Origin of the sequence: Psychrobacillus sp. FJAT-21963 (assembly GCF_001420585.1) — a bacterium.
Lineage (GTDB): Bacteria > Bacillota > Bacilli > Bacillales_A > Planococcaceae > Psychrobacillus.
Genome location: NZ_LJIY01000006.1, coordinates 1 through 23,748, shown reverse-complemented (window position 1 = coordinate 23,748; position 23,748 = coordinate 1). Strand labels below are relative to the sequence as shown.

Below are 23,748 nucleotides of genomic sequence, written 5' to 3'. Positions count from 1 at the left end.
AAAATGATTAAATCACTTTTGCTTCTGAATGAAGTAAATGAACTAACTCTTTTACTTGGTCAGCTAAATCGCCTTCCAATATTTTTCCGGCTTCCTTTTTAGGAGGTAAATAAATTTCAATTGTTTCTGTTTTTGCTTCTACATCGTCTTCATCAATATCTAAGTCATCCAACTCTAATTCTTCTAGAGGTTTTTTCTTTGCTTTCATAATTCCAGGCAATGATGGGTAACGTGGTTCGTTTAGTCCCTGTTGAGCTGTTACTAATAGTGGTAAAGAAGTTTCCAGAACTTCTGTATCTCCTTCTACGTCACGTTTGATAGTCACGGTAGTTCCATCAATTTCTAAATTAGTAATAGTTGTAACATAATTGATGCCTAGTAATTCTGCAACACGCGGACCAACTTGACCAGAACCACCGTCAATCGCAACGTTACCTGCTAAGATTAAGTCTGGATTTTTATCTTTTAAGTATTCAGAAATAATATAAGCCGATGTAAATTGATCCAATTCTTCTACATCATCCTCTGTATTGATTAGAACCGCCTTATCTGCTCCCATCGCTAGTGCTGTACGAAGTTGTTTCTCAGCGTCTTCTCCGCCCATCGTTAAGACAGTTACTTCTCCACCATGTGCATCACGAACTTGAATAGCTTCTTCAATTGCATATTCATCGTATGGATTAATGATGAATTCTGCTCCGTCTTCTTGGATTTTGCCACCGTTTACAACAATCTTTTCTTCTGTGTCAAATGTACGTTTTACTAAAACATAAATATTCATATAGAATTCCTCCTATTGCATCTTATTATTATTTTTACTTCCCTTTAAATACAGGATTTCTTTTTTCTAAAAATGCAGTAATACCTTCTTTTGCATCTTCCGAAACAAAAACGGTTCCAAATGCACTTGCTTCCGCTTTCACGCCTTCATGATATGATGCCGGTTTGACAAATTGAAGCATTTCAAGTGCTGCTTTAACAGCAATAGGACTTTTAGTTGCAATTTTACTTGCAAGTTCTTGTGCTCTATTAAATAGCTCTTCTTCCGGATATGCATGATTTGCAAGTCCAAATTGCGCAGCATCTTTGCCACTTATTGGATCACTCGTTAATAACATCTCTGCCGCTTTCGCAAAACCAACATAACGAGGTAGACGTTGCGTTCCTGCAAAACCAGGTATTAATCCTAGTTGTAACTCAGGTAGCCCTAGCTTAGCATTCTCTGCAACTAGTCTTATATGACAGCTCATTGCTAGTTCAAGACCACCACCGAGTGCAGCTCCATGAATTGCAGCAATGACTGGTTTTGAGAATGTTTCTAGTCTTTCAAAGATAGATTGACCACTTGCTGCCAATTCAGAAAATTCTGCTCCTGAAGAAATGGAAGTAAACTCTTTAATATCAGCTCCTGCTGAAAAGAATCTTCCTTCTCCCCTCAACAATATAACTCGGACAGATTCATCGTGTTCTACTGCATCCAGTAATTCATTTATTTCTAATATAACCCCTCTTGCCAACGCATTTGCTGGCGGACGGTTGATTGTAGCTGTTGCTACTCCACCCTCAATAGTCCATGACAAAAATTCCATCTGTTCACTTCCCCTTTGTTATGCTTTTAACCCCTTAAATAATAGACGATGTACTTTTTCTGTTAAGGCAATTAAATCATACTTGTACTCATTCATTACCCAAGTAGTAGTCGTCTCATCAATTGTACCAAAAACCATCTGTCTTGCTAAGCGAATATCGATCGTTGGATCAAATTCGCCATTTTCAATTCCTTCTTTTAATATAGTATCCAATAAAACTAGATAGTTTTTCAGTATCTCATTGATTCTTAGTCTTAGCGCTAAATTAGATTGTCTTAACTCTAATTGAGTCACTGTTGCTAAATGATGATCTTCTGCTAATACATTAAAATGATTTTCGATCATTTTAAATAATTTCTCGGAGGATGTCGTATTTTCTTCTAAAATAACTTTTAAATTATCTGCGAACATCTCCATCTTCTCTTCGAAAACTGAGATTAAAATGTCTTCCTTGTTTTTAAAGTATAAATAGATCGTACCGTCGGCTACACCTGCTTGTTTAGCTATTTTTGAAACTTGTGATTGATGATAGCCATTTTCTGCAATAACAATAATTGCCGCATCGATAATTTGTTTATACTTAGGCTTGTCTTTCTTCAATGAATTCACCACCAAAATAAAAATATGAATGATGATTCATTCATATTTTTNATTCATATTTTTATATTATATTTAATTTTTCTGAATGTCAATCTTGAATTATGCCTCGAGTGCTTGTGTTAATTTTTCTTTTTCTTCTTCAATTAACTTTCTTCGTAATATCTTTCCGACAGCTGTTTTTGGTAGTTCTTTTCTAAATTCATAGATTCTAGGAACTTTAAAAGCTGCTAGATTTTCACGACAGAACTGATTTAAATCTTCCTCTGTAACTCTTGCACCTTCTTTTAAAACGATAAACGCCTTAACCGTTTCCCCACGATAAGGGTCGGGTACACCTGCTACAACACACTCTTGGACTTCAGGGTGTTCATATAATATTTCTTCCACGTCACGAGGATAAATATTATACCCTCCTGCTATTATCATGTCTTTTTTACGATCAACAACGTAAAAGAAACCGTTTTCATCCATATACCCTAAATCACCTGTTAAAAACCATCCATCACGCATCGACATAGCTGTCTCCTCTGGACGTTTCCAATAGCCCTTCATTACTTGAGGTCCTTTAACAGCTATTTCACCTATTTCACCAGGAGGTAGGGGAATCGTCGAGTCAACATTAAAAATAGCAGCATCCGTGTCTGGCCATGGAATACCTACTGATCCTTTTACACGTTCGTCACTATATATTAAATTAGCATGGGTAACAGGGGAAGTCTCTGTTAAACCATAACCCTCCACTAATCGACCACCAGTAACTTTTTCAAACTTCTCTTGAACTTCAGCTGGTAAAGCAGCTGAACCGCTTAAACAAGCAACGATCGAGGATAAGTCATATTTTTGAATATCAGGATGATTTAAAAGACCGATATAAATTGTTGGAGCACCGGGAAATATAGTTGGTTTTTGCTTATCTATCGTTTTAAGTGTAGTCTCCACATCAAACTTAGGTAATAATATCATTCTATTCCCTAACATTACGGAGAAAATCAATACAGTAGTCAGGCCATATACATGAAAGAATGGAAGGACTCCTAAGATACTTTCTTCTCCTTCAACACATTTATAATTCCAAGCGGTACACATAGCAGTATTCGATACTAAATTTTTATGTGTCAACATAACTCCTTTAGGAAATCCGGTTGTACCCCCAGTGTATTGTAAAAGAGCGATATCTTCTTCAAAATCAAACTCTAGTTTAATAGGTTCCGCTTTTGCGACTTTCATAATTTCAGGGAATAGATGATTCATACCACGATGCTCTACTTTTACACTAAATCCATATTGCTTCTTTTGAATAAATGGATACACTACATTTTTAGGGAAAGGCAAGTAATCTTTAATACCTGTAATAATAATATTTTCAAGCTCTGTCTCTTTTAAGATTTTTGAGATTCGAGGGAATAAAATGTCCATTGCTAATATAACTTTTGCACCCGAATCTTTCATTTGGTAGGATATTTCTCTTTCAGTATACAATGGGTTTGTCTGAACAACAATTGCCCCTGCATAAAGTGCGCCATAGTATCCAATAACCCCTTGTGGACAGTTTGGCAACATAATAGCTACTCGATCACCTTTTTGAATTCCTAAAGTTTGCAGATAATTCGCGAACTTTAAAGAAGATTCATAGAGTTCTTTGTACGTAATATCCTTTCCCATGAAATGAATAGCAACATTTGATGGGAACTTTTCATACGATCTAGTTAGATATTCTTGAACTGGAATAGCTTCATAATCAAGCGTATGCGGTATTTCAGGTGGATAATTTGATAACCATCTTCTTTCTGTCATTATAAAAACCCCCTTTGTTTTATAATAGCGTGAATATTCCTATTTTTGATTATAATGAAAAATGAATGACAATTCAATTCCTTGTAAAAAAAAGAATGAGTTGGCTGCTCATTCTTAATTGATTACTACATATACTATTCCGACTATAACAAAACATATGCCTACTGCTATTAACACTTTCGATAATTTTTCCATTTTAATCTCTCCTAAGAAATACTTGCACCAATAACAAATGACAAACCTACGGAAATTATGAGAGAAATAAAACCAACAGAACGGTTGTCCTGTTCAATTTCTTTGTCCACATTAAAAGAGGGTGTTAAAAATTCAAATAACCAATATGCAATGATGAGCAGGAAAAAGCCAAACCCTCCCCATCCAATCATTTCAAAAAGTGAATTATGTTGTTCAATTGAGTAACGGAAAATATTACATACACCAAATATTTTCCCTCCTGTTGCCATTGCAACAGCTATATTCCCGTTTCTGATTTCTGCCCAATTTTTATACTTTGTTACGATTTCAAATATTACCATGGAAACGACTAAGCACAATATGACTACGCTAAAATAGCCAGCAGACTCTACAAGTGGGTTCGACCAAAAACTTAATAGTATCATTTAAATAACCCCTTTAAACTTTTCTTACTCTACGTTCAACAAAATAAAAGGTTTCAAAATTTAATATTTTACTTTAATTCAACTACTGTAACTCCATGTCCGCCTTCTCCCGCTTCTCCATATCGATAACTTTTCACTCGAGTGTGGTTTTTCAAATATTGTTGAATAGCTTGCCTTAATACACCAGTGCCTTTCCCATGAATAATGGAAACACGTGGATAGTTGGCAAGTATTGCGTCATCTAAATATTTTTCTGTACGGATAATTGCATCTTCGTATCTTTCTCCTCGAAGATCTAGCTCGAGTTTCACATGTGAGTCTCTTCCTCTAACCGCATTAACTGATACTGTTTGTTTTTGTTTTTCAGGTTTTATATATTCCAAGTCTGCTTCATCAAGCTTCATTTTCAACATACCTATTTGTACTGACCACTCAGTGTTGGATAGCTTTTCAAGCAATGTACCTTTTTGTCCAAAACTAAGTACCTTTACTTCGTCACCTGCTTTTAATTCTTTCAGTTGTTCGTTTAATTTCTTTTGTTTTTTAAGTACAGGATTGTTCGGTAATGCCTCTTCCAAACGTTTTTTTGCGTCAATTAATTCATGTTCTTTTACGAGCTTATGTGTATTTGCTTGCATCTTTCGTAACTCGCTAATTATTTCATCCGCTTCACGTCTTGCATCTTCCACTATTTTCTTTGCTTTTTCCTTTGCTTTTTGCTCTAATTGCTCTTTCTTCTTATCAAGTTCTGATAGTTTTTGTTCTAACTCTTCTTTTACTTGACGTGCTTCTACTAACTGTTCTTCTGTTTCTTCCGCATCTTTTTCTGCTTGTCTTCTACTTTCTTCAAGAGATGCAATCATGGAATTTACTTCCCCACGGTCCGTACCTGTAAAGGATTGAGCCTGGGAAATAATATGTGTTGGAAGCCCTAAACGTTCCGAAATTTCAAATGCATTACTGCGACCAGGAACACCGATTAACAGTTTATAAGTGGGACTCAGTGTTTCAATATCAAACTCCACGCTTGCATTTGCCACTCCAGGACGATTATAGCCATATGCTTTTAGTTCAGGATAGTGAGTAGTCGCCATAACGCGTGCACCTGTTCCATGGACCGCATCCAAAATAGATATTGCAAGGGCAGCTCCTTCTTGAGGATCGGTACCTGCACCAAGCTCATCAAATAATATTAAAGACTTTTCATCATATTTCTTTAGAATATCTACGATATTAACCATGTGTGAGGAGAACGTACTTAGACTTTGTTCGATCGATTGCTCATCCCCGATGTCTGCAAATACCGATTCAAACAAAGCCACTTCAGAACCGTCTAAAGCAGGGATTGGTATTCCACTTTGTGCCATCAAAGTACATAAACCTACTGTTTTTAGTGTAACGGTCTTCCCCCCTGTATTAGGACCTGTAATAACAATAGCCGTAATATCTCTTCCAAATTCAATTGTATTTGTAACAGCGGAGTCTACAGGAATAAGTGGATGTCGTGCTTTTACTAACCTAATATATCCTTCATTATTAATAAGCGGCATCGTACATTTCTCCGCTTGTCCATATTTTGCTTTGGCTAGAATAGCGTCAATTTCGCCTAGTATATTAACTAATTGAAAAATTTCGTGACCTACAACTTCAACTTCTGCTGTTAGCTTGATTAAGATTCGTTCAATTTCTTCTTGTTCTTTTACTTTCAAACCCCGAATATCATTATTCAATTGAACAACTGCAGATGGTTCAATAAAAAGCGTTTGCCCTGACGAAGATTGATCATGAATAATTCCACCATAATGGCTTCTATATTCTGATTTCACAGGTATAACATAGCGGTCATTACGAATCGTAATGATTGAATCTGACAACATTTTAGATGCATTTGCACCTCTAGTATAGCTCTCTAATTTTTCACGTACTCGTCCTACATAAATACGTAGTTGCTGACGAATAGATCTTAGTGTACTACTAGCGCTATCTAAAACGGTACCATTTTCATCTATGCAATCATTTATTTCGTGTTCTAATGCAGTTAGAATAGGAATGGCTTCCTTTTTTTCTAGAAGGTGAGCTATCTGCACATCTTCAGTTTCCGCCACATTTTCTAAAAATTGACGTAAAATTTTACTTGCACGTATGGTGCTTGCTGTTTCCATAAGCTCCATTGGACTTAACATTCCACCTATTTGCGCTCGTTTAGCATGGGGACGTATATCTGTGATTCCCCCCATTGGAACATTACCTCGTAGTCGTAGTACAGTTAAGCCTTCATCCATTTCTTCCAAAAGCTTAGTTACTTTTGCATAGTCCACAGAAGGAACAAGCGCCTCTATATGACTTTTTCCTATAGAAGACGTACAGTATTTCGAAACTTCTTCTCTAATTTTAAAGTATTCTAATGTTTTCAGTGCTCTTTCAGTTATCACTAAGGCACCTCCTATTTATTTCGTTATAAATTGCTTAAACTTATCCAATGACCATGTATTCACAATTTCATCTGTGGATAACCAAGCTTTTTGTGCATAACGTACTCCAAGATCCATGTATTTAAGTTGGTTTATATGATGAGCATCCGTATTTATGGCAATCGGAACACCTGATTCTTTTGCAATCCTCAAATATTCTGTTTTTAAATCTAACCGATAAGGGCTAGCATTGAGTTCAAGTATCTTTCCATATTCCTTTGCCCACTCGATTAAAGTCGGGACATCGGGATTGTACCCATTCCGAGTTTCAATTATTCTTCCGGTAGGGTGTGCAATCATGTGAACAAAAGGATTTTTAATAGCGTTAAACAAACGCTCCATTATTTTCTCCTCCGGCTGACTAAAGCTTGAATGGATTGAAGCAATAACAAAATCCAATTGTTTTAAAACATCCTCATCAAAGTCTAGCGAGCCATCAGGTAGAATATCCATTTCTGTCCCAGTAAATATTTCGATATCTGTATACTTTTCGTTTATCTCGTGAATTGTTTCTATTTGATGCAACAAACGCTCTTTTGTTAGTCCATTTGCTACTTTTAAATAATCGGAATGATCCGTAATGACTAAATGCGAATATCCTTTAGTTCGACAAGCTTCCACCATTTCCTCTATGGAATAAGCTCCATCAGACCAAGTAGTATGCATATGAAGGTCTGCCTTTATATCCTCTAACTTTACAAGTCGTGATAGCTGATCTAGTTTTGTAAATTCTGAGCCATCCTCTCGAACAGTTGGTGGAATAAATGGCAAATCGAAAAATGCGTAGAATTCCTCCTCAGTTTTAAAATGCTGAACTGTCCCGTCTTCTAACTCCACACCGTATTCACTTATTTTTTTCCCTTGGTCCTTTGCAATTTGCCTCATTTTAATATTATGATCTTTTGAACCTGTAAAATGGTTGAGAGCGGAGGCAAATTGATCAATGTTTACTAAACGAAAGTCAACGTCTACCTCATTCTCTACGTCAAGTGTAATAGAAACTTTTGTGTCGCCAGCAGCAATAACTTTTAAAACCGGGAGAACTTTCAAAATTTCTTCTCTAACTTCGATTGGGTACTCTGTTGCAATGATAAAGTCAATATCCTTACTTGCTTCCTTTACCCGTCTATAAGAACCCGCAACAGAAAATTTTTCAATCGTGGTAATATGTGAAAGCTTCTCATTAATTATTTCAACAATTGGCTCTAATAGCCAAACTGCACTTCTTTCAGGTTTCACTTGAAAGTTTTCTAATTCAGCTAGTATTTTCACTTCTGTCTTCGCGGCAAAGCCAGGAAGTTTTTGAACCTTATGTGATTCACATGCTTCTTTCAATGCTTCAATTGAATCTATTTGTAATTCTTTATAAAGCTTTGCAATTTTCTTACCGCCAAGCCCAGGTATTTTTAACATGGGAAGTAATCCACTTGGCACTGAATTTTGTAGTTCAATTAGGAAAGAGGATTCTCCTTTATTCATCAAATCTTCAATAACAGCTCCTGTCGCAGCACCGATCCCTTTAAGTGATAAAATATTATCCATTTCTGAAAGACTTCTTGAATCTAATTCTATTACTTGGGCAGCTTTCCGAAATGCAGAAACTTTAAAAGGATTCTCACCCTGCAACTCCATATATAATGCAATCTTTTCTAAAGTTTTAATGATTGTCTTTTTATCCAAAACAAAAACCCCTTTCTGTCCATAGAAGCAAGCACTTGGTCAGTGCCTTAAGTTGCTATGTGCTAAGTTTAGATATTCAAAAAAAACTTCCCTCTACTGAGAGAAGTTATTTTTCGATATAAATATACCACCATTTTTTTACTGTTTCCGATAGTAAAGGAGTATGATCCAACATCCAAGATGTCAAAATAGACTTGGAAATTAAATTTTGAATAAAATCTATCGGTAGTAACGCAAAAACATAAAGTAAAACAAATAATATAAAATAAAACTCTATAAATCCTAAAACTGCACCCACAATATTGCTTATAAAACCAAGTATAGGCAAATACTTTAAAAAATCAAACATCGAAGCTAATAACTGTAATGCAAACTTTACAACAACAAAAATAAGTGCAAATGCAATAATACGATAAAATGTTTGATCCAAATCTAAACTTTCTACAGCAATTGTAAGCTTAGATCCCGCAGTTACTGCTGGAAACGGAATCCATAAAACAAATTTATCCGCAAGTGGTTTATAATAAGTATAGGCAACGATTAAAGCGATGATAAATCCAGTCATATGAATAAGCTGAACAATTAACCCTCGTTTTGCGCCAGTAATTAAACCAGCTACTAGTAATATTAAAATCAGAATATCTAACATTTTTTCAGTCCTTTAACTTTTTCACTTCTTCTTCCAGAAGCTCTAATTGTTCTTTTACTTTTATGTAATCGTTTACTGCATTAACGGCTGTTAACACCCCAAGTTTAGCAATATCTAGTTGACTATTATGAGAATGAATTTCTCTCATTTTATCATCTACCATGGAGGCTACAAGACGCATATGTCCAGAAGTTTCTGGACCTACCATTGTATAATTCTGTCCATATATATCAACAGAAATTCTTGTTTTTTGTTGTTCTGACAAAGACATACCCTCCCCCAGAAAATCCTATTAATTATAATAACACGAAATAGATTCTGATGTGAAGAAAGGAACAATCGAATGTCCAATGTAGTGCTAGTGTTATCACCCGATGAGATTAAAAAAGTGAAACTTCATTATATGAATTATAAAATTGAAAGATCTGCTCCAGGTGTCGTTTTTGCGGCAAAGCTAACCGATACAGCTATAACAGTCTATAAATCTGGCAAAGTCATGTTTCAAGGAAACGGAGCATCTCGGGAAGCTTCTTTATGGGAGATGTCTCCTGAAAAAGTTACCGTTTCTACTAAAGGCGATACATTACCACCTAATTTCTCTTCTCTATCTGTCATTGGATCAGATGAAACTGGAACGGGTGATTATTTTGGTCCTATAACAGTTGCTGCATGTTTTGTACGCGAAGACCAAATAGAGTTAGTTAACGAGCTAGGAGTCAAAGATTCAAAAATGCTTACCGATGATGTGATGCGTAAAATGGCACCTGATTTAATGGCTTCATTATCACACAGTGTTCTAGTATTAAAAAATGAAAAATATAATGATATACAGAGCCGAGGTTGGTCCCAAGGGAAAATAAAAGCACTCATGCATAACCAAGCACTCAAGCATGTAATAAACAAAATAAATCCTGAAAAGCCATCTTTTATATTAATCGATCAATTTGCTGAACGTGGAATCTACTATAATCATATTAAGATGGAAAAAGAAATTATACGTGAAAATGTACTCTTCGCTACAAAAGCTGAACAACTTCATGTTTCTGTTGCAGCAGCTTCCATTATAGCAAGATATGCTTTTTTGAAGGAGATGGATCGTCTTACCGAAATAGCCGGAACAACTATCCCTAAAGGTGCTAGCGCAAAAGTGGATGAAATAGCAGCAAAAATTTATATAAAAAATGGAGAAGCATTTCTAAAATCTATTACAAAATGGCATTTTGCAAACACGCAAAAAGCAATGATGCTTGTTAACAAAAGAGAATTTTAAGCATACTAGAGCAAACGCATTCCATTGTTTTTGCTCTTTTCTTTCTACACCCGTGTTAGAACATTCTTAATATTCATTATTTTTGTCGAAAATTCTGAGAATATATTGTATAATAATGAAAACGCTTTCGTAATTACTGAAGGAGGTTAGTTAATGGATTTGATTCTTAACCAAAGACAGGAACTCGGCTTAGTTATGACATTTCAGTTAAGACAAGCCATCGAACTATTACAATTCTCCACTTACGATTTATATCAATACATAAAAGAACAAGAGATTGAAAATCCATTGATAGAATTAAAGGAACAGACAAAGGATATAGTATATACCGAGCAAACGAATAGAAAATCGCTTTCTTCCTCTCCTACATCAGATATGCTTGATTTTATAAAAAACGATGAAATCAGTATGAGGCAGAAGCTATGTGAACAAGTTAGGCTTCATTTCAAAGAAAAAGATCAACAATTACTTTTATATCTAGTTCAAAATTTAGATGATAGCGGGTACTTACGTTTAGATGATAGTGCAATATATGATGAAAATACAGTTAAAAGAGGCATCCATCTTCTCCAAGAGATTGGACCAATCGGTATTGGCGCAAGAAGTTTAGTAGAGTGCTTACAATTACAATTAACATACAACTATCCAGATCAATTGCTGGCTAAAGCGATAATTGACAATCACCTTGACCTAATAGCGAATAGAAAGTGGAACGATATTGTACGTGTGATGAAAATATCATTAGAAAAAGTAAAAGAAATTTATGAGTTTATACAAACCCTTAACCCAAAGCCTTGTATACACTTGGCTGATTTTAAAGTGGAATATGTAGTACCAGACATTGTAGTTGAATTGAAAGAAGGAAAATTAATTCATTATTTAAATGAAAGCTATTTACCAAAAATTAGTCTAAATAAAGACTATTCCAGTTTATTAAACGTTAAAGATGAAACATCACACTATATTTCCAATCAATTTTCCAAATACAAGTGGCTGATAAACAGTATAGAGCAACGCCGCGTAACCATTTTGAAAATAATGAAAGTGTTATTGGAAAAACAAGCTAGTTTTTTTAAAGAAGGCTTTTCATCATTAAAGCCATTAACATTAAAAGATGTCGCAACGGAAATTGACATGCATGAGTCTACTGTTAGTAGAGCTACTATGAATAAAATTATTCAAACTCCTCATGGTACGTTCGATATACGCATGTTATTTACCTCCAAGCTTGAGACAGTGGATGGGAATTCTATCTCTCAAACGGAAGTTAAACAACTCTTAGAAAACATTATTAAGAAAGAAAATAAATGTAAGCCATTATCCGATCAAAAAATAGCCGATTATTTTATAACCGAAAAAGGAATTACAATCTCTAGACGTACAATAACTAAATATCGGGAAGAGTTGAATATTCCTTCTTCTAGTTTAAGAAAAGAAATTTAATAGTTTCTGAACAATAGAAAAAGAGATTATGATATTACATAATCTCCCAGACTGTAGACAAACTCAAAGAAATTTGAAATTGTCTATAGTCTTTTTTTATTTACAATACATAGTAAGAAATCGTCGATTTCCTTTTCAGGCGCTACGCTTTCCACTGGCACGGCCTCAGCCTTCTCCCTCGCTACGCTCAGTCCGGGTGCTTCGGCTCGTGCTGTTCCCGTAGGAGTCTTCGCGCCTTCCACTCCCATCGACTAGTGTTGGCTAATTTAAAAAGTGTTGAGTTTCTAAATTTTCTAAGACGTTGAGGTGTTGAATATCATGATGACTAAAAACCAGATCAATGAATATGAACAACTTGAAATGCTAACGATTGAGCAGCTTGTACCAAAGGACCATTTTGTCCGTAAATTAGATGCCGCGATTGATTTCCATTTCATTTATCCATTAGTAGAACATCTTTACTCTGCTACAATATACCTTTGGCATCCGTTCGATGCGCCAAACACAATGCCTATATCTGTCCAAATTATTAGCCACTAGCCTACACAACGACAACAAAAGAAGGGTATCGCCAATACAAATCCAAACCAACAGTTTGTGTAAATTGTCCTTTCTTAACACAGTGTACAGAAAGTAAAAATCATACGAAGCTGATTCAACGACACATTTGGTAAGAGTATGTGGAGGAAGCTATGCTAAACGCAAAGAAACAATTGAACGTGTCTTTGCTGATGCGAAAGAAAAGCATGGTATGCGTTGGACAACCTCACGGGGCCTTAAAAAATTGTCTATGCAAGCGATGCTTACTTTTGCTGCGATGAACTTGAAAAAGCTAGCCACTTGGACATGGCAAGCTGCCTAATGCGAGTTGAAAACGTCTCGTAGAGACGACCCATAAAAAACTCAGGGGAAATTTGAAATCAAATACCTTCAAAATTGACAAAGTACCCCGAGAGACGAACTCTCGAGATACTTTGTCTACAGTCTGAGAGATTATGATATTACATAATCTCTTTTTCTATTTCTCTTTATAGTGTTTTTATTAATATACTTGCAATAATAACCGACCCCACAGTTACAGTTGTAAAACCACCTACGAGCATGGGGGTTAATATCTCATTAAAAATCTTTTCTTCTTCTTCTTTATCTCTTCCTACACTTCTGCTAACTTCTTCACACACAATATAATCTCCAGGGAAGCCGAACGTAGCAGTAAGGGCCACTGGAATCCCTTTAAGTGGGTCCCACTTAAATATTTTTGATCCGATGTACCCACCGACAATAATTCCTATAATCCCAACAACCATAATGGATAGTACTTCTGGGAGGTAGCCAATAAATTGGCCAAATGTAATATCATTCATCATGATAATAATTAAAAATATAATTCCTGCCATACCGACAGTAAATGCATTCGCACGCTCCATTACTCTCTCTGGATAGAATCCAATTAACCTACCTAAGACACCGATAACTAGAGCCCATAAACTATATGGAATAGGTGTGTATTTCCCTAGAACAACTGCAAGAGCTCCACCGACAAATAATAAGAAGAGTAAAATTAAATTACTTCTAAATTTATCCGGAAGAAAAAACTTGTCATTTTCCTTTTCATTATTATCGCTTGCCTTGTACTCTGAGACGTAGGTTCCATTGTCCATTTCAGAACGAATTTTCAGTGCATATTTACGGAGAATATTTGTCGCGATAGGTATTCCAAATAAGGATTGTATCGCCATAATTAATACAGGAATTGTCACCAATGAAACTAAGCCTAACTCCGCTAGTCCTTCTGACGTAACAAGAAGGGCGATAATACCTCCAGTTAGAGGACCAACACCAGCAACTGCTACAGAATAATCAAAAATGAAAGTAACAATCGTTAAGATTAGCACAGAAGCAAAGATTATACCTAACACTGCTATTGCAACCGCTCTCCATTGGGACTTAATGCTTTTTAATGGAATTAATGTCCCCATATGAACAATAATCGGAGCAGTACCTAAAACAGTACCTACAGTTACGAAACCAGAATCAACAATCATACTCTTTGGTAATATTCCTGTCCAAATTAGTACAAGATAACCCATCAACGCTATGAACAGCATTGGAATTCTTGCTTTTGTTAAAATAGATATTACCTCTCCAACAGCGATTAATCCTAAAATCACCATTGCTGCTACAACAGGGTCTTGAAACATACATCTTTTCCTCTTCTCTATCATTATTTTATGGAAAATTATTTATAGAGTTTTTCTAAGATGATGTACTCGTTAATTCAATAATTTAAACGGTGCCTTAATCAATAGCTTAAGGCCCATCTCCAATGATTTTTCATCAATATCGAATCGAGGATGATGATGGGGAAAATTACGCCCATCATCAGCAAATGCTGCTCCAACACCTATAAAACAACCAGGAACTTTGTCTGAAAAAGCTGAGAAGTCTTCCCCACCCATCATTGGTGGAACAATCATAATTGTTTCATCACTAAATTCTTCCTTAATAAGTTCTTCCATTTCCTCCGTTAACTTGTGATTGTTCATTACAGAACCATAACCATATATATAATCAAACTCGTAGGATGCTTTGTGAGCCTCTGTAACTCCTTTCACTATTTCTTCCATACGATGTACAATTTTTTCTCGAACTTCTTGATCAAAACTTCTTACTCCACCACCGATTTTAATGGAATCAGGTATGATATTTTTTGCGGTTCCACCATTAAACTCCGTAACGGAAACTACCGCTTGCTCTAATGGAGCTACATTGCGTGCAATTATATGCTGCATGTTATTTACTACTTGCGCTCCTATTGATATGGGATCAATTGTTTCTTCAGGCTGAGAGGAATGTCCCCCCTTACCAATAATTTTAATGTCAAACACATCTGAATTTGCTGAGAAAGTTCCATATGGCATAATAACTTTTCCAGTTGGAATATTGGAAAAAACATGTAATCCAATTATTTTGTCGACACCATCCAGCACTCCAGCTTTCACCATTTCTTGCGCACCACCAGGAAAGAGTTCTTCAGCGTGTTGGAAAATAAATCTTATCTCACCTTTTATTTCATCCTTTAGTTGCACAAGAATTTTAGCAGCACCAAGGAGCATAGCAGTATGTCCGTCATGCCCACAAGCGTGCATGATGCCCGAATTACTTGAAGCAAATGGCAACCCAGTTTCTTCCGTTATGGGCAAAGCATCCATATCAGCTCGCATCGCTAGAACTTCACCGGGCTCGCTACCTTTCAGACGTCCCACTACACTTGTTTTTGTTGGACGTGTAACTTCTATATTTCCAAATGATGTGAGTGTTTCAAAAACATATTGAGATGTTTTAATCTCTTCATACGATAATTCAGGGTTTTGATGAAAATATCTTCTCCATTTAATTACGTCCTCAAATACATTTGTAATGAGGCTATCCATGTTACTTTTTAATCGAAATTCCGTCATTTCCTTCCCCCCATTTTAGAAATAGCTTTATTAATATTACTTGCCGAATTTTAATACGTCTTCTCGCAAAATATACTGGGCTAATGCTTCCATTTGGTCAGAGATTGCTCGATCACTATCTAATGGCGGGCATATCGCTCGCACTTTTTCTAAGTAATCCCTTGTCGCTGGTGCAAGTTGGTTTTCCGCTTTCTCTAAGTAAATCGCTTGAGATGCACATATTAACTCAATAGCAATGACTCTCGCGCTGTTATGAACTATTTCACGTGCTTGGCGTGACCCAATAGTCCCCATACTCACATGATCTTCCTGGTTTGCTGACGTCGGAATGGAATCAACACTCGCTGGATGAGCAAGGACTTTGTTTTCCGAAACTAGAGCAGCCGCAGCATATTGCGGAACCATTAATCCACATTCTAAACCTGGATCCATAGCTAAAAATGGAGATAACCCACTTAATTGGGGATTAACTAGACGTTCTGTTCTTCTTTCTGAAATATTCGCCCACTCTGCAGCCCCAACTTTCAAAAAATCCATAGCCAATGCAATTGGTTGACCATGAAAATGTCCACCAGAAATTATTTCACCATTTTCTAATATAATAGGGTTATCCGTTGCAGAATTAATTTCAATTTTCAGTCTTTCTTCTACATAATTAAATGCTTGCCAGGATGCACCATGAACTTGAGGAATGCATCGAATGGAGTATGCATCTTGCATTCTTATTTCCCCTTGATGCGTAATTCGTTTACTTCCTTCCAACCAATTTCTCATTCGAGAAGCGACAAATTCCAATTCCGGATGTGGGCGTACAGCTAATAATTCACTATCAAAAGCAGAAATAATTCCTTGTAGTGCTTCCATCGTTAAGCATGCAGCCATATCCGCGGCTAAGCCTACACGTTCTGCTTCATTAAGTGTAACAACTCCAACTCCAGTCATCGCCTGTGTCCCATTGATTAATGCAAGTCCTTCTTTTGCTTCTAAGGAAACAGGTGTTAAACCAGCTCGCTTGAGAGCTTCAGCACCCGAAAGAATCTCACCTTCATATTCGGCTTTCCCCTCACCTATTAACACTATTGCTACATGAGCTAACGGTGCCAAATCGCCACTTGCTCCAACTGACCCTTTACTAGGGACAATAGGATGAACACCTTTATTAATCATATTTACTAATAATAGAAGTGTGTCTTCTTTAATCCCTGAAAAACCTTTTGCTAGTGCATTTGCACGAAGAACCATCATCGCCCGTACAACGGGTGTTGGTAGTGGGTCTCCTACCCCAACTGCGTCTGCACGTAGTAAATTTAATTGTAATTTCGCGATATCTTCTTTTTCTATTTCGATATCACTTAATTTACCAAATCCAGTATTGACTCCATAGATCACTTTTCCATCTCTAAGCTGTTTTTCGATTCTTTCCCGACTAGCACGTACCCTTATTAAATCAGCCTCTGGTACAATCGCCTTTACATCCCCATAAACCACACGCTCAATTTTATGTCTATCTAACGTACGTCCATCTAATTCAACTACTTCTTCATTTCTCATTGTCCGTTCACTCCCTATGTCTACTACTAAATAGAATAATTATTTATGATTCTCATACCATTGTTCTATTAATTCAGCTGTTAGTCTACCTGTATTTATTAAGTTTTCTATACTAATACATTCTCTAAAGGAGTGGATGTTTTGAAACCCATTACCTAAAGTAATACAAGTCAAACCATTCTCGTTAAGTACATTAGTATCTGCACCTCCTAATGTTTCGGTTAAATATGGTTTTACATGTATGTTTCTCGCTGATTTTTCAACCGTGGAGGTTAGAATATGATCCTTAGGAATATCAAATCCGCTATATTTCTTTTCAATACGAACATTTACTTTACCATCACTTTTTCTAGCTGCCTCTTGCATCGCATCCTCCATATGCTTTAACTGGCGTTCTAATTTATCTTTAGAAAAGCTTCGTACTTCTCCTGCCACCGTCACAGAACCAGGAATAATGGATGTTAATTCTCCTCCATTTATAATACCTATATTAGCTAGTGTTTCTTCATCAATGGTGCCTAACTTCATATTCAATAGACCATTTGCAGCTATTAGAAATGCACTATTTCCTTCCTCAGCGTTTAGTGCAATATGTGCCGCACTACCTTCCACTTCCATCCAGATGCGACTACTGTATGGTCCTTTTAAAATTATTTGACCGACATCGCCACTACTATCAAAAATGTAACCTGCTTTACTCTTAATCTTTGAATAGTCCATATATTTTGCTCCCACAAGTCCTGGTTGCTCATTAACAGTTAAAACAAATTCAATTGGTCCATGTTGTATCCCACTTTCAATAACCGCTCGTATTCCTTCTAAATATGCAGCTACTGCAGCTCGATCATCTGCACCCAATATAGTTGTGCCATCAGAATAGATAATTCCATCTTTTATAACTGGTTTAAGTCCCTCAGTTGGAAGCACTGTATCCATATGAGTAGAGAAAAATAGTGGAGGAATAGTTGCATCAGTTCCCTCATGCCAAGCAATTAAATTACCAACTTCACCATTAAAATTTTTATGTGCTTCATCAAATTCAATTGTAAATCCAAGCTCCGGTAATACTTTCATCAAATATTCCGCTACAAGTTGTTCTTTAGTACTTGGACCATTAATTTTTGCAAGTTCCAAAAACAACTGGAGCAAGCGCTCTTCTTTTACTTCTTCTGCAGCTGAAGTGAATTGTTTTTTTGTCATCCATAACTCCTCCTATTTTATCGACTGACTACTACTTTGCCGTCTTTAATAACTGTTTCAACTATGTTCGTTCCAAGCTCGTATGCTATATGTTTATACGTAGGAATATCCCAAATCTGCAAGTCTGCTAGTTTACCTACTTCAATAACACCACGATCATTTAAATTTAGTGCTCGTGCACCTCCATATGTAGCCGCTTTTATTGCTTCTTCAACTGTGAATTTATACAGTCTACATGCAAGGTTAATAACAAATTGCATGGACTCTGTATAACATGCAGGGCATAAATCAGTTGCAAGAGCTATTTCCATCCCTAAGTCGAGCATTTTTCTCGCATCAAATGGTTGTTTGTGTCCAACAGCAAAATCCAATGCAGGCATTAATACTCCAGTGACTTTGGAATGTGCAAGCCTTTCCATTACTTCAACAGGTGTATAATTAAGATGATCTACGGAAACCATGTTCATCTCCACCGCTAAATCTGATCCTCCAATATAGGAATATGCATCTGCGTGTAACTTCGGTTTCATTCCATATTGCAAAGCAGCTTCCAATATTTGCTTTGATTCCTCCGCCGTATAGTAACCTTCATCACACCAGGCATCACAGAATTCTGCAAGATTGCGCTTACCTACTTCAGGAATCATTTCATCTATAATAATAGAAAGATAATCACTCTTTTCCATACCTTTCGGAAAACCATGAGCTCCCAGAAAAGTATTTAATACGTCTACAGGAGTTTCCCTATCAAGCCTTCTTCCCACCTCAAGTATTTTAATTTCACTTTCGGTAGTCAAACCATATCCACTTTTACTCTCTATTGTTGTAATTCCGTAATTTAACATGCTTAGCATTCTTTTCTTGGACTGTTCAAATAAATCTTCTATGGAAGCATCCCGCGTCAATTCTATTGTCCGATTAGGGCCTGTAGTAATGCCAAGTTCTTTTAATTTTTCAGGATTGTTGCCAGTCAGTTTTGCTGCATATTCCTCTACGCGTGTACCGTTAAATACTAAATGTGTATGACAATCTACAAATCCAGGTGCAACTACTTTTCCAGTCGCATCGATTATTTGTGTATTTTCAATATCAAACTTCTTACATAGTTCATCTTTTAACCCGACTCCAATAATTCTTCCATCATTAATTACAATCGAAGTATTCTTTAGAACTCCAATGCCAGACATACCTTCGCCAGAACAAGTTACGATTTCCGCTGCATTACTAATTAAAAGGTCGACTTCTATTTTTTCACTCATTGTTTTCATACCTCCATTATAAGTAGTAAGAGACACATTTCAGCTACACACCTCGCTATTTTAGAGGAATAAAAATACAAGTGGTGTAACAATAATTAGCGTTAATATTGTTCTCCAAAACCAAATTGCTAATATATGAGTCATCTTAATTGGTATTTCCGTTGATAGAATACAAGGTATCAAAGCAGAGAAGAAAAGAATCGTTGAGATGGAAAGAGATCCAATGATAAATCGAGTTTCTAAACTTGCCTCCAATACAACCAATGACGGTAAAAACATATCGATCAGGTTAATGGCTGCAGCCTTTGCAGCTAGAAGTGGTTCTGGAATTTGAAGAATCCAAGTTAATGGATAAAAAATATAACCAAGAAAGTCGAACACCGGTGTATGATTGGCCAATATTAGCCCAAATAATCCAATGGACATAATTGACGGTAAAATACCCATTGCCATTACTAATCCATCTTTGACATTCTCATAAATATTTGTCTTTAATTTAGGAGCATTATGAGCAGTAAGCATTGCTTGCTCCCATGCATACTTTACTCGATTCTCTTTTATAATTTCTTCTGGATAACCTTCTTCTGTGTAATACTCATCGCTCATTTTATTTATTGGCCAAATTCTTACCGTAATTGCTGTTACCACAAAAGTAACTAAAAATGTGAGCCAAAAATATAAATTCCAAATATGCATTAAGTCTAAAGTGTTTGCCACAACAATCATAAATGTAGCGGACACAGTTGAAAAACCAGTTGCAATAATAACAGCTTCTTTTTTTGTATATTTACCTTCCTTGTAAATTCTGTTCGTTATTAACAAACCAATTGAGTAACTACCAACAAACGAGGCAACAGCATCAATAGCAGATCTACCAGGAGTTCTCCATATTGGACGCATGATCGGCTGCATGAAAATACCAATAAACTCAAGTAATCCATATCCGACTAACATTGCTAAAAAGATGGCACCAATTGGTACAAGAACTCCAATAGGAATGAGCAAACTATAGTACCAGTAAGGGCCCATATCTTCTGCCATAAGCCAGGCAGGACCAATTTCAAACAATACAAGAAAAGCAGCAATAGCTCCTAATACTTTAAAGCTAGATAACACCATTTCCACTTTACTTTTGCGCCATGTCTTTTTGTAAAATGGGTAAGCTGTACCCAAAACTACTAATATCATGGCATAATAGGCATTTGCCGTATTAGAAAATGACCGAATCCATGTAACCAAATGATCTAAAGGAATGGAATTTTTATCATTTATATTGATAGGTATAAAAAACATAAAGATTCCTATCGTACTAAAAAAGAAGAACTTTAAGAAATTCCGAAACGAATATATTTTTTGTTGCTCATTAAACGAAACTTGATGATTTTCTAATGATTCTGGAAGGCTATTCATTTTTTCACCCCATTTTTGATTTCTTAATCTCGGAAACTATTAGAGAACCTTGCTCAAGAAGGATTTTGTACGATCGTGTTGTGGATTTTCAAAAATTTCTTTTGGAATATTTTCTTCCACTATGAAACCACCATCCATAAATATAACGCGGTCACCTACTTCTCGAGCAAATCCCATTTCATGAGTTACTACTACCATCGTCATCCCCTCTTTTGCTAATTGCTTCATTACTTCCAGAACTTCCCCAACCATTTCAGGATCTAATGCAGATGTCGGTTCATCAAAAAGCATAATTTTCGGCTCCATCGCAAGTGCCCTTGCAATAGCTACTCGTTGTTTTTGACCGCCTGATAGGGAATCGGGATAAGCATTTGCCTTCTCTTCAAGTCCCACTTTGCGAAGTAAATCTAAGCCTTTTTTCTTTGCTTGTTCTTCCGAAAGTTTTCTCACCCTCATAGGGGCAAGTATTATATTTTCCATTACCGTTTTATGGGGGAATAAATTAAATTGTTGAAACACCATACCTACATCAGTTCTAACTTTATTAATATCTGTCTTCTTATCCGTTATATCAACACCTTCTATCGCAACACGACCATCCGTGATGGATTCCAGTAAATTCAAGCATCGTAAAAAGGTAGATTTTCCGGACCCTGATGGACCAATAACTACCACAACTTCTTTTGGCTTTATGACAACATTAATATCTTTTAATACTTCGTTACTACCAAATGATTTTTTTAAGTTCTTCACTTGTATCATTCTGTTGCCAACCTTCTTTCAAGATGATTTAACAAGAAGCTTAAAGTAGTTGTTAGTACGAGATAAATAAGGGCAGCAGTCAGATAAGGCTCCCATACTCTGTAATATTGACTTGCTAATGCACGCCCATAATACATCAGCTCTGGAGTTGCAACAATCGCTGCAAGTGAAGATTCCTTAATTAGGACGATAAACTCATTACCCAGTGGTGGAATCATTCGTTTGAATGCTTGTGGCAAAATTACATCTTTCATTGATTGCACATGATTCATACCTAGTGAACGTGATGCTTCCATTTGGCCTTTATCAATCGATTGAATCCCAGCTCTGAATATTTCTGATATATAAGCACCCGCTATTAATGAAAGTGCGATAATACTAGCTATTATTCCATTTGTATGACCAATAATCATAGGAACTACCCCAAAGTGGATCAATAAGATTTGGACAAATAAAGGTGTTCCTCGGAAAAATACTATATAGCAACTACATATAAAAGAAATAACTTTATTTCGCATCATTTTTCCTAAACCTATTAGTAATCCTAATATTGTTCCTAGTAGTATTCCAATAAGTGATAATCCTATTGTTAATAACGTTCCCTTTAAAAAGAAAGGGATATATTCCACTAAAATGTCTAGTCTAAAATCCAATAGGTTCCCCCCCTAGTAAAAACTAAATAGCGTAACTAATAAATTCAAAGTTACGCTATTTCATTTTCATATCATTCCTGTTGAGCAAGTATTGTATCTACATCCGGTTCTGTTCCAAACCATTCTTTATAGATTTTTGTATAGGTTCCATTTTCAAGAATTGTAGTCACCGCTTTATCAAAATCTCCTGTCAGTTCACTTCCCTTAGGAAACATAATTCCATAAAACTCACTCTCAAATCCTTGTTCATCTGTAATTACTACAAGCTTTTGGTCGGGATTATTTTTTGCATATTCTTCCACTACTGCATTATCTGCAACAACAGCATCAGCCCCACCGCTAATCATTTCCATGATAGCTAAGTTATTATTATCGAATTTTTTTATATTACTATTATTTTTACCAAGAATACCTTCCACTGCTTCCTGACCAGTCGTTCCACCTAATACCGCTACTACCTTATCATTCTTTAAGTCCGCAGCAGTTTTAATATCACTACCTTCTGGAACTAGAATTTTATTAGTTGATAGATAATATGGAACTGAGAAATCGTACGTTTGCTTTCTTTCATCATTGATTGTAATTGCACATATCCCTAAATCAGAAAGCTTACTTTTTACTTCAACAAACAGTGGATCCCATCCAACATTAACTAGCTCAATCTCATAACCAGCTTCTGCTGCAACAGCATTCATAAAGTCTACATCGAAACCAGTCATATCTCCTTTATCCAAATAAACAAAAGGCGCATAATTAGCCTCTGTTGCAACTTTAAGTGTTTTCTTATCTCCACCGCTACCATTCTTATCTGCATCTGCATCAGCCTCTCCTGACCCACATGCCGCTAAGATTAAAGAGAAAATCATGACTATCGTAAGAAATAAATTCTTTTTCATTCCATTGCCCCCTATTTATGTTTTTTTAGAGCCATTTATCCATGAAACTAAAAGAAAAGAAGGGTAGATATCCTATGTCTAGATATCTACTACCTTTTTTCATTTCCTTATGCCTTAACTTCCTTTTTTACATCTTTAGGTCCAAATGTAGCTTCACGCTTCCACCATAATGGGATCTTGATGCTCTCCTCTGTTAATTTTCCTTTTCCGTTCGCTACGTCCTGTGCAATTTCATAGCCCGCCTGTGCGTGACGAACAACCCCTATGCCTGAGTCTACGGTCATCGCCACCTCGAGTCTCATGTCCGATTCTGCCGTTCCGTCCGCAACCATCGTCACGCCTGTATGAACTGCTTCCCCCATCGAATAGTTCGCTTGGATCGCGATGAGGTCACACATGCCTACTGCGTTTAAAAGTCCGTTCAACATCGGCCAGTCAGA

Annotated in this window: 21 protein-coding genes and 2 pseudogenes; 4 read left to right on the top strand and 19 right to left on the bottom strand. The window is 36.3% G+C overall.

Translation table 11 applies throughout. The features are described from left to right. Positions 1-7: 7 nt before the first annotated feature. The 9 genes from AN959_RS13680 to zapA form a co-directional block, all read right to left on the bottom strand. The gene (locus AN959_RS13680; protein ID WP_053588704.1) at positions 8-781 is read right to left on the bottom strand and encodes an electron transfer flavoprotein subunit beta/FixA family protein; all 774 of its coding nucleotides are present in this window, start codon (positions 779-781) and stop codon (positions 8-10) included. A gap of 34 nt (positions 782-815) precedes the next feature. Further along, on the bottom strand, positions 816-1,589 hold the full coding sequence (locus tag AN959_RS13675; protein ID WP_053588703.1) for an enoyl-CoA hydratase: 774 nt from the start codon (positions 1,587-1,589) through the stop codon (positions 816-818). An 18-nt stretch (positions 1,590-1,607) separates the two neighbouring features. Next, on the bottom strand, positions 1,608-2,189 hold the full coding sequence (locus AN959_RS13670) for a TetR/AcrR family transcriptional regulator (protein ID WP_053588702.1): 582 nt from the start codon (positions 2,187-2,189) through the stop codon (positions 1,608-1,610). 99 nt (positions 2,190-2,288) lie between these two features. Then, positions 2,289-3,983, bottom strand: a complete 1,695-nt coding sequence (locus AN959_RS13665; protein WP_056831479.1) for a long-chain-fatty-acid--CoA ligase — start codon at positions 3,981-3,983, stop codon at positions 2,289-2,291. A 206-nt stretch (positions 3,984-4,189) separates the two neighbouring features. After that, the gene (locus AN959_RS13660; protein ID WP_053588700.1) at positions 4,190-4,603 is read right to left on the bottom strand and encodes a DUF350 domain-containing protein; all 414 of its coding nucleotides are present in this window, start codon (positions 4,601-4,603) and stop codon (positions 4,190-4,192) included. 68 nt (positions 4,604-4,671) lie between these two features. Then, on the bottom strand, positions 4,672-7,035 hold the full coding sequence (locus AN959_RS13655; protein ID WP_056831478.1) for an endonuclease MutS2: 2,364 nt from the start codon (positions 7,033-7,035) through the stop codon (positions 4,672-4,674). Between the two features lie 15 nt (positions 7,036-7,050). After that, positions 7,051-8,754, bottom strand: coding sequence for a DNA polymerase/3'-5' exonuclease PolX (gene polX / locus AN959_RS13650; RefSeq protein WP_056831476.1), 1,704 nt, complete (start codon positions 8,752-8,754; stop codon positions 7,051-7,053). Between the two features lie 106 nt (positions 8,755-8,860). Further along, positions 8,861-9,403, bottom strand: a complete 543-nt coding sequence (locus AN959_RS13645) for a CvpA family protein (RefSeq protein WP_053588697.1) — start codon at positions 9,401-9,403, stop codon at positions 8,861-8,863. 4 nt (positions 9,404-9,407) lie between these two features. Beyond that, positions 9,408-9,668 carry a cell division protein ZapA gene (gene zapA, locus AN959_RS13640; protein WP_056831474.1) on the bottom strand — a complete coding sequence of 87 codons (261 nt, stop codon included), beginning with the start codon at positions 9,666-9,668 and terminating at the stop codon, positions 9,408-9,410. A gap of 78 nt (positions 9,669-9,746) precedes the next feature. Between zapA and rnhC the strand changes: the two genes are divergently transcribed. The 4 genes and pseudogenes from rnhC to AN959_RS21070 all read left to right on the top strand — a co-directional run. Continuing rightward, entirely contained in the window at positions 9,747-10,673 is a 927-nt protein-coding gene (gene rnhC, locus AN959_RS13635; protein WP_056831472.1) for a ribonuclease HIII, read from the top strand. 153 nt (positions 10,674-10,826) lie between these two features. After that, positions 10,827-12,116, top strand: a complete 1,290-nt coding sequence (rpoN, locus tag AN959_RS13630) for an RNA polymerase factor sigma-54 (protein ID WP_056831470.1) — start codon at positions 10,827-10,829, stop codon at positions 12,114-12,116. Positions 12,117-12,434: 318 nt separating this feature from the next. Next, positions 12,435-12,656 (top strand): hypothetical protein, encoded by a 222-nt coding sequence (locus AN959_RS21375; RefSeq protein ID WP_056831468.1) that lies wholly within the window; start codon positions 12,435-12,437, stop codon positions 12,654-12,656. Further along, a pseudogene (locus AN959_RS21070) lies at positions 12,620-12,978 on the top strand (transposase); the annotation flags it as partial. The gene AN959_RS21375 and the pseudogene AN959_RS21070, both read left to right, overlap by 37 nt. Before the next feature lie 166 nt (positions 12,979-13,144). Here the strand turns inward: AN959_RS21070 and AN959_RS13615 are convergent. The 10 genes and pseudogenes from AN959_RS13615 to AN959_RS13570 all read right to left on the bottom strand — a co-directional run. Continuing rightward, positions 13,145-14,317: a hypothetical protein gene (locus AN959_RS13615; protein WP_056831464.1), complete on the bottom strand. Its 1,173-nt coding sequence runs from the start codon at positions 14,315-14,317 to the stop codon at positions 13,145-13,147. Positions 14,318-14,389: 72 nt separating this feature from the next. Beyond that, positions 14,390-15,577, bottom strand: a complete 1,188-nt coding sequence (locus AN959_RS13610) for an amidohydrolase (RefSeq protein ID WP_056831461.1) — start codon at positions 15,575-15,577, stop codon at positions 14,390-14,392. Positions 15,578-15,613: 36 nt separating this feature from the next. Continuing rightward, entirely contained in the window at positions 15,614-17,128 is a 1,515-nt protein-coding gene (hutH, locus tag AN959_RS13605; protein WP_056831459.1) for a histidine ammonia-lyase, read from the bottom strand. 39 nt (positions 17,129-17,167) lie between these two features. Then, positions 17,168-18,328, bottom strand: a complete 1,161-nt coding sequence (locus AN959_RS13600; RefSeq protein WP_056831457.1) for a M20/M25/M40 family metallo-hydrolase — start codon at positions 18,326-18,328, stop codon at positions 17,168-17,170. Between the two features lie 17 nt (positions 18,329-18,345). Further along, positions 18,346-19,587, bottom strand: coding sequence for an imidazolonepropionase (gene hutI, locus AN959_RS13595; RefSeq protein WP_056831455.1), 1,242 nt, complete (start codon positions 19,585-19,587; stop codon positions 18,346-18,348). A gap of 60 nt (positions 19,588-19,647) precedes the next feature. After that, a complete protein-coding gene (locus AN959_RS13590) occupies positions 19,648-20,997 on the bottom strand; it encodes a YjiH family protein (RefSeq protein ID WP_056831453.1) in 1,350 nt (449 codons plus the stop codon). Positions 20,998-21,036: 39 nt separating this feature from the next. Next, positions 21,037-21,759, bottom strand: a complete 723-nt coding sequence (locus AN959_RS13585) for an amino acid ABC transporter ATP-binding protein (RefSeq protein ID WP_053588687.1) — start codon at positions 21,757-21,759, stop codon at positions 21,037-21,039. Beyond that, on the bottom strand, positions 21,756-22,412 hold the full coding sequence (locus AN959_RS13580; protein ID WP_053588686.1) for an amino acid ABC transporter permease: 657 nt from the start codon (positions 22,410-22,412) through the stop codon (positions 21,756-21,758). Before AN959_RS13580 ends, AN959_RS13585 begins: the two co-directional genes overlap by 4 nt. Positions 22,413-22,483: 71 nt before the next feature. Beyond that, on the bottom strand, positions 22,484-23,308 hold the full coding sequence (locus AN959_RS13575) for a basic amino acid ABC transporter substrate-binding protein (RefSeq protein WP_056831451.1): 825 nt from the start codon (positions 23,306-23,308) through the stop codon (positions 22,484-22,486). Positions 23,309-23,415: 107 nt separating this feature from the next. Then, positions 23,416-23,748: pseudogene (locus tag AN959_RS13570) on the bottom strand (urocanate hydratase); the annotation flags it as partial.

What these genes read in the sequence shown, in the direction of transcription:
- rpoN (WP_056831470.1), top strand. Translation starts at nt 10,827, where the DNA reads ATGGATTTGATTCTTAACCAAAGACAGGAACTCGGCTTAGTTATGACA.
- AN959_RS13585 (WP_053588687.1), bottom strand. Translation starts at nt 21,759, where the DNA reads ATGATACAAGTGAAGAACTTAAAAAAATCATTTGGTAGTAACGAAGTA.
- AN959_RS13590 (WP_056831453.1), bottom strand. Translation starts at nt 20,997, where the DNA reads ATGAATAGCCTTCCAGAATCATTAGAAAATCATCAAGTTTCGTTTAAT.
- AN959_RS13575 (WP_056831451.1), bottom strand. Translation starts at nt 23,308, where the DNA reads ATGAAAAAGAATTTATTTCTTACGATAGTCATGATTTTCTCTTTAATC.
- rnhC (WP_056831472.1), top strand. Translation starts at nt 9,747, where the DNA reads ATGTCCAATGTAGTGCTAGTGTTATCACCCGATGAGATTAAAAAAGTG.
- AN959_RS13615 (WP_056831464.1), bottom strand. Translation starts at nt 14,317, where the DNA reads ATGTTTCAAGACCCTGTTGTAGCAGCAATGGTGATTTTAGGATTAATC.
- AN959_RS13680 (WP_053588704.1), bottom strand. Translation starts at nt 781, where the DNA reads ATGAATATTTATGTTTTAGTAAAACGTACATTTGACACAGAAGAAAAG.
- AN959_RS13600 (WP_056831457.1), bottom strand. Translation starts at nt 18,328, where the DNA reads ATGACAAAAAAACAATTCACTTCAGCTGCAGAAGAAGTAAAAGAAGAG.
- AN959_RS13665 (WP_056831479.1), bottom strand. Translation starts at nt 3,983, where the DNA reads ATGACAGAAAGAAGATGGTTATCAAATTATCCACCTGAAATACCGCAT.
- AN959_RS21375 (WP_056831468.1), top strand. Translation starts at nt 12,435, where the DNA reads ATGATGACTAAAAACCAGATCAATGAATATGAACAACTTGAAATGCTA.
- hutI (WP_056831455.1), bottom strand. Translation starts at nt 19,587, where the DNA reads ATGAGTGAAAAAATAGAAGTCGACCTTTTAATTAGTAATGCAGCGGAA.
- hutH (WP_056831459.1), bottom strand. Translation starts at nt 17,128, where the DNA reads ATGAGAAATGAAGAAGTAGTTGAATTAGATGGACGTACGTTAGATAGA.
- AN959_RS13660 (WP_053588700.1), bottom strand. Translation starts at nt 4,603, where the DNA reads ATGATACTATTAAGTTTTTGGTCGAACCCACTTGTAGAGTCTGCTGGC.
- AN959_RS13675 (WP_053588703.1), bottom strand. Translation starts at nt 1,589, where the DNA reads ATGGAATTTTTGTCATGGACTATTGAGGGTGGAGTAGCAACAGCTACA.
- AN959_RS13645 (WP_053588697.1), bottom strand. Translation starts at nt 9,403, where the DNA reads ATGTTAGATATTCTGATTTTAATATTACTAGTAGCTGGTTTAATTACT.
- AN959_RS13610 (WP_056831461.1), bottom strand. Translation starts at nt 15,577, where the DNA reads ATGACGGAATTTCGATTAAAAAGTAACATGGATAGCCTCATTACAAAT.